Origin of the sequence: Aeromonas sobria (assembly GCF_050266975.1) — a bacterium.
GTDB lineage: Bacteria > Pseudomonadota > Gammaproteobacteria > Enterobacterales > Aeromonadaceae > Aeromonas > Aeromonas sobria_B.
The window spans coordinates 58383-66746 of record NZ_JBKISU010000028.1 but is presented as its reverse complement, the minus strand read 5'-3'; the positions used below and the strand labels follow the sequence as shown (position 1 = coordinate 66746).

Sequence of the window (8364 nt, the reverse complement as noted above, 5' to 3'; positions counted from 1 at the left end):
CGGTCAACTGCTGATAGCTCATGGTGATACTGCTTTTACTTTGGCGAGCAGAAGGGTACCACCAATCAGCAGTTGGCCACCTCTCGCCATTCATCCATGAGTGTCGCACTTATTATCTGAATTCCCGTACAAAGCTAGACTTTTCCTCTGGCTCAAATAGTTACACTTCTACAGACTTCAACAAAAAATCGATTTTTGAAAGCAATAGCCAGTCAAACTCCAAGATTAATTTCAGTCATCCAACATTACCCCCTTTAACAAGTAACGGGGCACAAGTTAAACCATCTACAAACGAGACAAAATCACACTTCCAACCTTCCGATAGCAATAGAACTACTGACACTATCGCACCTAATCCTGACTCACTTTTAAAAGACAGTGCATATCAGTTCGCAACTCTTCTATCTGAAACAGATAAAATTAGAAAAGAATTGGATGCATTGAGAAAAAGAATTGAACAGGACAAGCTTGAGTTTGATAAAACTATTATTGAAGACAAAAATGAATTCAAAGGCTATATAGATAAAAAGAAAGAAGAGATTCTTTTGGAAGTTCACAAAGACAATAAGGAGACAAAAAACTCCATTCTTTCATCAATATCTTTATTTGTTGGATTTTTTGCATTTCTTTCCATAAACGTTAATATCTACTCGAAAGCAGATAGTATCTCACAGGCAGTTATAGTTCTTTTTTGCAGCCTAGTCTGCATACTATTTTTTGTATATGGGACTATTTTGCTTATCAAAAAAGATGATATATCAAAAATGTTAGGAAAAAACTTCATTACATTAATAGCTGTGTCTACTTTACTCCTGTCAATATTTAACATTATTTATAGCCATAAAAATCACAAAGAATATTTAGAAGAAAAAGAAAGCATCTTTAATTGGGATCCGTACGAATCAAAAGAATAATACTAATTTAATTTTTCCTAGGCTATGGGTGCAATGAATGCAATGAATGCAGTGAATTGCACCTCTCGTCACAATCGCGGTGCAATGCGCTCCGCTTATTGCACCCTACGACTACTCCCTGAGGTTATGGCGGGCACGATCTTGGTTCCCCCTCCAATCCGCCGAGGGGAAGGGGCAAGGTCAGGAGCGCCATCAGGGATGATGGCGCAGCCGCAGCCGGCACAGGGATGTGCCGTCTGCGGCGGTCCGTCCGACCTTGCACCTGATCCGAGGGAAACCGCGTAGCGGTCGGATTGGCGGGGGTGGCCTTTCTTTTGGTGACTTTTCTTTGGCCACGCAAAGAAAAGTTACTCGCCCCGGCCCGAAGGGCGGGCGAAACCCCTTCGAGGCCAACGGCCTCGCGTCCTGCACGGCAAGGCCGTGCCATTCCCCCATCACACGGAACGGACGATTACGCCTGACGGCTAATCGACCCTACAATTGCACGGCGCAGCCGTGCCTGCTCGCCACAGGCACGGAGTCTGGCTAGACGCCCGGGTGCCACCGGTAAAGGGGGGCGTGGCCGTCCCTATCGGCCCAAAAACGCCTCCCAGTCCTTAAACACCGGCTGCAACCCTGCCTGCCGCACGGCGGCGGCCACCTCCCCTAAGGATCTGTCGTCGTGGATGGCGAACTGCTCCAGCTCCTCCTTGTCTCCCTCCGCATAGCCGCCGGGCTGGGTGCGGGATTCCGCCGACATCTGGGTGATGCCAAGGCGCAGGGCGCCGTTGCGAAACGCAGGGGATTCCCGGGTGGAGAGCGACAAGTCCAGGGTTGGCGAGAAGAGGCGCCAGGCGCAGATCAGCTGCACCAGCTGGCGATCCGACATGGTCACTTCAGGCTCCAGCCCTCCGGTGCAGGGGCGCAGGCGCGGGAAGGAGAGTGAATAGCGGCTCTGCCAGTGATGACGCTCCAACCAGCTCAGGTGCTCGGCGACAAAATAGCTGTCGGCGCGCCAGTCCGGCGACAGGCCGATCAGCGCGCCGAGGCCAATCTTGTCGATGCCGGCGCGCCCCAGCCGATCCGGGGTGGCGAGACGCCACCCGATATCCTGCTTGTTGCCGCGCAGGTGGTGGCGAGCGTAGGCGGGGGCGTGGTAGGTCTCCTGGTAGACCATGACGGCGTCGAGGCCCAAGGTCTTCAGCTCGGCGTAGTCGGCCTGGGACAGCGGCTGCACCTCCATCGCCAGGGTGCTGAAGTGGCGGCGGATCCGCGGCAGCTGCTCACGAAAGTAGTCCATGCCCACCTTGGTCTCGTGCTCGCCGGTCACCAGCAGCACGCTGTCGAAGCCGCGCGCCTTGAGGGCCAGGCACTCTCGCTCGATTTCCTCGCTGTTCAGAGTCTTGCGTTTCAAGCGGTTGCTCATGGAGAAGCCGCAGTAGGAGCAGTCGTTGGCGCACAGGTTCGACAGATAAAGGGGCACGTAGAAACCCACCGTATTGCCAAAACGCTGGCGGGTCAGGCGCTCCGCCAGCTCTGCCATCCGGGGCAGATAGGCCTCTGCTGCTGGCGAGATCAGCGCCATAAAATCCTGCAGGGTGCGCCGTGGATTGGCCAGCGCCCGCTCCACGTCCCGGGCCGTCTTGGCGCGGATCTGCATGCCGATATCGTCCCACTCCAGCTCCTGCCAGCGATTGGCAAAATCCAACCCCCTCCCGGCCTCCCCCTTGGGAGGGGGAGGAGCGCAGGACTCGCCCCCTTCAAGCACCGAATCAGCCGGAGCCCTCACCCCCAGCCCCTCTCCCAGAGGGAGAGGGGAGGACGAATCTCCCCCAGTGATAGCAATTCCCTGACTCATAACACCCCCAGAAAATCGGTGAGGGGGCTGGAGGCCTGGGCCTGGCTGCCGCGTGCCCCCAGGCCCGCCTCGTAGGCGCTGCGACCGGCCTCGCAGGCGAGCGCAAAGGCGCGGCCCATGGCGACCGGATCCCCGCTCACGGCGATGGCCGTATTGACCAGCACGGCGTCGGCGCCCAGTTCAAAGGCCGCCGCCGCGTGGCTCGGCGCGCCAATCCCCGCATCCACCACCACGGGCACATTGGCCTGCTCGATGATGATGGAGAGGAACTCCCGGGTCACCAGCCCCTGATTGGAGCCGATGGGGGCGCCGAGCGGCATGACGGCGGCGCAGCCCACCGCTTCGAGCCGCTTGCACAGCACGGGGTCGGCGCCGCAGTAGGGCAGCACCACAAACCCCTCTTTGACCAGCTGTTCGGCGGCCTTGAGGGTCTCGATGGGGTCAGGCAGTAGGTATTTGGGATCGGGGTGGATCTCGAGCTTGAGCCAGTTGGTACCCAGTGCCTCCCGGGCCAGGTGGGCGGCAAACACCGCCTCGGCGGCCGTCTTGGCCCCTGAGGTATTGGGCAAGAGCTTGACCCCGAGGGCCAGCAGCGGCGTGAGGATATCGTCGTGGCGCTTGCCGGGCTCCAGGCGCTTGATGGCCATGGTGACCAGTTGGGAGCCGCTCGCCGCTATGGCGGCCGCCATCAGATCGGGGCGGGCAAACTTGCCGGTGCCGGTGAAGAGGCGCGAAGAGAAGGTGTGATCGGCAATCTTGAGCATCTCAGCCTCCGGCCACTGTGGTAAGAAGAGAGGAAGCCCCGCCGCAAGGCAGAACGCTCGAAAATGAGAGCACAAGCATCATGAGTCAGCCTCCGGCGATGGCGGTGAAGAGGTGGATCTCGTCCCCGTCATTGAGGCGGGTCTCGGCCCAGCGGCTGCGGGGCAGCACGATGCCGTTGAGGGCCACCGCCACCCCCTGGGGGGCAATCTCCTGCACCGCCAGCAGCTCGGTCAGGCACTGGCCGGTGGGCAGCGTCAGCTCGATATCGTTCAATCGAATATTCATTGGTCATCCTTATGGCTGCCACACACAGGGCAGTCGGGGTCGGCGGGCAGGCGCAGGCTCTGCCATTCGTGGGCCAGGGCATCGAAGCGGCGCAGGGTGCCCGCCACCGGGCTGGGGCGCCCGAGCAATATTTTCAGGGCCTCCAGGGCCTGCAAGGAACCCATCACTCCCACCAGGGGGCCGGTGACGCCGCTGCTCTGGCAGCTCTCCTTTATCTCGGTGTCCGCCGGGTAGAGACAGGCGTAGCAGGCGTGCTCGCTGCTGGTGCGCGCCATCAGCTGCCCCTGCCAGCCAACCGCCGCGGCAGAGATCCAGGGCTTGCCCTGGGCCACGCAGGCGGCGTTGATGGCCTGGCGGGTGGCGAGGTTGTCGCAGCAGTCGACAACCAGATCCACCTCGGCCACGAAGGCCGGCAGGCTGGCGGCATCGAGGCGCTGGTTGATGGCAATCAGCTCCACCAGCGGGTTGTGGGCGGCCAAACGCTCCCGGGCCAGCTCCGCCTTGGAGCGGCGCAGCCCCTCACCGTCGAACAGGATCTGGCGCGGCAGATTACTGCTGTCGAGCGTGTCGCCATCGGCCAGCCACAGCGTCCCCACTCCGGCCCCGGCGAGATAGAGGGCCAGCGGCGAGCCAAGCCCGCCGAGGCCGACGATCAGCACCGACTTGCCCTTGAGCCGCGCCTGCCCCTCTTCCCCCATCTCGGCCAGCATCAGCTGCCTGCCGTATCTCAGGTACTCTTCGTCGCTCAGCGACGCCTCGTCAGAGAGCATGTGCCACCTCCTTTGCCGGGATGGCGGAGCGCGCAGGATCCCCGGCCCCCACGGCGGCCAGCAGGCGGGCGGTCGCCCCCCGCCAGTCGTCGCTCCCTGTGATGGCGGAGACCAGGGCTATACTGCCGACCCCGCTCCCCTTGACCGCCGCTACCCGCTCCTCGCCGATGCCGCCGATGGCCACCGTCGGCCAGTCGCCCATCAGGGCGCGATAGTGGTGCAGCCGCACCAGCCCCTGGGGGCGAGACGGCATCTGCTTGGTGCTGGTGGGGAAGATATGACCGAGGGCGATATAGGAGGGGGCCAGCTCCCGGGCGCGCATCAGCTCGAAGTAACCGTGGGTGGAGATGCCGAGGCGCAGCCCCGCCCCCTGGATGGCGGCGAGATCGGCGGTTTCCATGTCCTCCTGCCCCAGATGCACCCCATAGGCACCGGCCGCTATGGCCTGCTGCCAGTAGTCGTTGATAAAGAGCCGGGCCTGATACTTGCGACCGAGCGCGACCGCATCCGCAATGGCCGGTGCCACCTCAGCGGCAGGCAGGTCTTTGATGCGCAGTTGCAGGGTCTTGACCCCGGCTTCCAGCAGACGTTTGAGCCACTTGACCGAATCCACCACCGGGTAGAGGCCCAGATGCTGTTCGGTCGGGGCAAAGGGGCCCTCTGGCAGGCGGGCCGCGCAGGCAGGATAGAGACCGAAGCGGCGATCCAGTTCGGACCCCGCCAGCACTGCACGGGGGAAGTGGGCGAGATCGGCCGGCCAGCCGAGATGGGCGATGGGGCCTGGGCCCGATCCCACTCCCTGCGCCCCTGCCAACCCCTGTTGCAGGTAGGCGCGCGCCAGGGTGATGGCGTCTTCCACCGGGTAATCCAGCGCCACCACGGCCGCGATGGCGCTGGCATAGCAGCAACCGGTGCCGTGACCATGGCGGGTATTCAGGCGCGGCGCCGCCAGCCAGAACTCGCGGCTCTCGTCCTGGTAGTAGTCCAGACAGAGATCCCCGCTCCACTCAAGGTGACCGCCCTTCACCAGCACGGCGCGGGCGCCGAGTTCACGCAGCCTGGCCGCGCCCGCTCTTACCAGCGCGGGGCTGGTCGCCGGAATGCCGGTCAGGGCTTCCAGCTCGGGGCCGTTGGGGGTGATGAGGGACAGGCGTGGCAACAGGTGCTCACGCACCGCCGCCAGCATGTTGGGCTCCGCCATGGGGGTGCCTGTGCTGGCGATGGCCACCGGGTCGTAGACCACAAAGGGGGCTTCGATGGTCGACAACCTGCGGGCCAGCACCTCCACATGGAGCCGGGTCGGCAGCAGGCCTATCTTGATGGCGGCGGGTGGCAGATCCAGCCCCAGGGCGTCGATCTGGGCGGTGAAGGTCTGCATCAACACGGGGTCCACCATCTTCACCGCCACCGAATTCTGGGCCGTGATGGCGGAGATGACCGAGCAGCCGTGCACGCCGAGGGCGTGCATGGTATGCAAGTCGGCCTGAATGCCGGCCCCGCCGCCGGAGTCTGAACCGGCGATGGTCCAGACCACGGGACGGGCCTGCGTTACGGCGGACAGGTCGGCGGGGCTGACAGCCCCGCGCTCGCTGCTCACGCCTCCTCCCCTGCAGCCTGCTTCAGGGTCGCCGCCTGGTGGTAGATCTCGCCGCCAGTCTCCTTGAAGGTCTCCGCCATGCGGGCCATGCCACTCTCAACGTCGGCCTGCTTGAAGGTCTCCGGCTCCTTGTGGGCGATGCCGCTCTCCACCTCGGCCACCACCCGCTCCTGCTGGCCGTCCATGCCCACCATCTTGATCTCTACGGCTTCCAACTTGGCGGCGTAGTCACGCACGTCCTGGGTGATCTTCATGGAGCAGAACTTGGGCCCGCACATGGAGCAGAAGTGCGCCACCTTGCCGGACTCCTGGGGCAGGGTCTCGTCGTGGTAGGCACGGGCGGTGTCGGGATCCAGGGCCAGATTGAACTGATCCTCCCAGCGAAACTCGAAGCGCGCCTTGGACATGGCGTTGTCGCGGATCTGGGCACCTGGGTGACCCTTGGCCAAGTCAGCGGCGTGAGCGGCGATCTTGTAGGTGATGAGGCCCTGCTTCACGTCCTCCTTGTTGGGCAGCCCCAGGTGCTCCTTGGGGGTGACGTAGCAGAGCATGGCGCAGCCATACCAGCCGATCATGGCGGCACCAATGCCGGAGGTGAAGTGATCGTAACCGGGAGCTATGTCTGTGGTGAGGGGGCCGAGCGTATAGAAGGGCGCCTCGTGACAGTGTTCCAGCTGCTCGGTCATGTTGCGCTCTATCATGTGCATGGGCACATGGCCCGGCCCCTCTATCATCACCTGCACATCGTATTCCCAGGCAATCTTGGTGAGCTCGCCCAGAGTGCGCAGCTCGGCGAACTGGGCCTCGTCGTTGGCGTCGTAGACGGAGCCCGGACGCAGACCGTCCCCGAGGGAAAGCGCCACATCGTAGGCGGCGCACAGCTCGCAGATCTCGCGGAAGTGCTGGTAGAGGAAGTTCTCCTTGTGATGGGACAGGCACCACTTGGCCATGATGCTGCCGCCACGGGAGACGATGCCGGTGAGGCGCTTGGCGGTCATGGGCACGTAGCGCAGCAAGACGCCGGCATGGATGGTGAAGTAATCCACCCCCTGCTCGGCCTGTTCCAGCAGGGTGTCGCGAAACAGCTCCCAGGTGAGGTCTTCGGCGATGCCGTTGGTTTTTTCGAGCGCCTGATAGATGGGCACTGTGCCGATGGGCACAGGGCTGTTGCGCAGTATCCACTCCCGGGTCTCGTGGATGTTGCGACCGGTGGAGAGATCCATGACGGTGTCGGCGCCCCAGCGGGTGGACCAGACCAGCTTCTCCACTTCCTCCTCGATGCTGGAGCTGACCGCCGAGTTGCCGATGTTGGCGTTGATCTTCACCAGGAAGTTGCGGCCTATGATCATGGGCTCGCTTTCCGGGTGGTTGATGTTGCTCGGGATGATGGCGCGGCCGGCGGCCACTTCATCGCGTACGAATTCGGGGGTAATGTTCTCGGGCAATCTGGCGCCAAACCCCTGGCCCGGGTGCTGGCGCAGCAGCAGTTCGGAGCGCACCCGCTCGCGGCCCATGTTCTCGCGGATGGCAATAAATTCCATCTCCGGGGTGACCATGCCCTGGCGGGCATAGTGCAGCTGGGTCACCCGGCGGCCCGGCCTGGCACGCAGCGGCTTGGGCAAATGTTCGAAACGCAGGTGATCCAGCCCCTCGTCGGCGAGGCGCTCCTGGGTGAAGGTGGAGCTCAGACCCGGCAGCGGCTCGGTGTCGCCACGCTCCAGCACCCAGTTTTCCCGCAGGCGCGGCAGGCCGCGGCGCACGTCTATCTCGGCACGCTCGTCCCCGTAGGCTCCCGAGGTGTCGTAGACGGGCACCGGCTCGTTGGCCTCGAACTGGGGGGCCTCTTTGCTGCCACCAACCAGGGTGTCGGCCAGCTGGATTTCACGCAAAGGCACCCGGATATCGGGGCGGGAGCCCTGGATAAAAATACGGCGGGAGTTGGGATGGGCCATGCCCTTGAGGTTGTCGATAAAGGCCTGGGCGCTGGAGCGCAGCTCCCGGCGGCTGGCGGGCACGGACTTGCTGTTTTCAGAAGAGGTAGACATAGCAAAACTCACATTAACTGGTTGAAGTTATGGGTGTTTGCTTGTCTGGAGTTCGAGGAGAAGTGATGAACTTGCAGTCTGGGTGCGCTCTCGGGAGGGAGGGAGCCTGCCTGGCTCCTCACTGCGCCCGCCCTCTGTGCCCTGATGAGCA

Annotated in this window: 7 protein-coding genes; 1 reads left to right on the top strand and 6 read right to left on the bottom strand. The window is 62.5% G+C overall.

Annotation, left to right across the window (positions count from 1 at the left end):
- Positions 1–20: 20 nt before the first annotated feature.
- Positions 21–914, top strand: a complete 894-nt coding sequence (locus ACLHZ1_RS15670) for a hypothetical protein (protein WP_427262838.1) — start codon at positions 21–23, stop codon at positions 912–914.
- Between the two features lie 568 nt (positions 915–1482).
- Here the strand turns inward: ACLHZ1_RS15670 and thiH are convergent.
- The 6 genes from thiH to thiC form a co-directional block, all read right to left on the bottom strand.
- Positions 1483–2751 (bottom strand): 2-iminoacetate synthase ThiH, encoded by a 1269-nt coding sequence (gene thiH / locus ACLHZ1_RS15665; RefSeq protein WP_427262837.1) that lies wholly within the window; start codon positions 2749–2751, stop codon positions 1483–1485.
- Entirely contained in the window at positions 2748–3515 is a 768-nt protein-coding gene (locus tag ACLHZ1_RS15660; RefSeq protein ID WP_427262836.1) for a thiazole synthase, read from the bottom strand. Before ACLHZ1_RS15660 ends, thiH begins: the two co-directional genes overlap by 4 nt.
- 85 nt (positions 3516–3600) lie before the next feature.
- On the bottom strand, positions 3601–3801 hold the full coding sequence (thiS, locus tag ACLHZ1_RS15655; RefSeq protein WP_427262835.1) for a sulfur carrier protein ThiS: 201 nt from the start codon (positions 3799–3801) through the stop codon (positions 3601–3603).
- Positions 3798–4571 (bottom strand): HesA/MoeB/ThiF family protein, encoded by a 774-nt coding sequence (locus ACLHZ1_RS15650; RefSeq protein ID WP_427262834.1) that lies wholly within the window; start codon positions 4569–4571, stop codon positions 3798–3800. Before ACLHZ1_RS15650 ends, thiS begins: the two co-directional genes overlap by 4 nt.
- Positions 4561–6168: a thiamine phosphate synthase gene (gene thiE / locus ACLHZ1_RS15645; RefSeq protein WP_427262833.1), complete on the bottom strand. Its 1608-nt coding sequence runs from the start codon at positions 6166–6168 to the stop codon at positions 4561–4563. The genes ACLHZ1_RS15650 and thiE overlap by 11 nt, the downstream gene beginning before the upstream one ends.
- Positions 6165–8213, bottom strand: a complete 2049-nt coding sequence (thiC, locus tag ACLHZ1_RS15640; RefSeq protein ID WP_427262832.1) for a phosphomethylpyrimidine synthase ThiC — start codon at positions 8211–8213, stop codon at positions 6165–6167. Before thiC ends, thiE begins: the two co-directional genes overlap by 4 nt.
- Positions 8214–8364: the final 151 nt, after the last annotated feature.

Excerpts from the sequence above, each read along its gene's own strand:
- ACLHZ1_RS15670 (WP_427262838.1), top strand. The coding sequence starts at position 21 with ATGGTGATACTGCTTTTACTTTGGCGAGCAGAAGGGTACCACCAATCA.
- thiH (WP_427262837.1), bottom strand. The coding sequence starts at position 2,751 with ATGAGTCAGGGAATTGCTATCACTGGGGGAGATTCGTCCTCCCCTCTC.
- ACLHZ1_RS15660 (WP_427262836.1), bottom strand. The coding sequence starts at position 3,515 with ATGCTCAAGATTGCCGATCACACCTTCTCTTCGCGCCTCTTCACCGGC.
- thiS (WP_427262835.1), bottom strand. The coding sequence starts at position 3,801 with ATGAATATTCGATTGAACGATATCGAGCTGACGCTGCCCACCGGCCAG.
- ACLHZ1_RS15650 (WP_427262834.1), bottom strand. The coding sequence starts at position 4,571 with ATGCTCTCTGACGAGGCGTCGCTGAGCGACGAAGAGTACCTGAGATAC.
- thiC (WP_427262832.1), bottom strand. The coding sequence starts at position 8,213 with ATGTCTACCTCTTCTGAAAACAGCAAGTCCGTGCCCGCCAGCCGCCGG.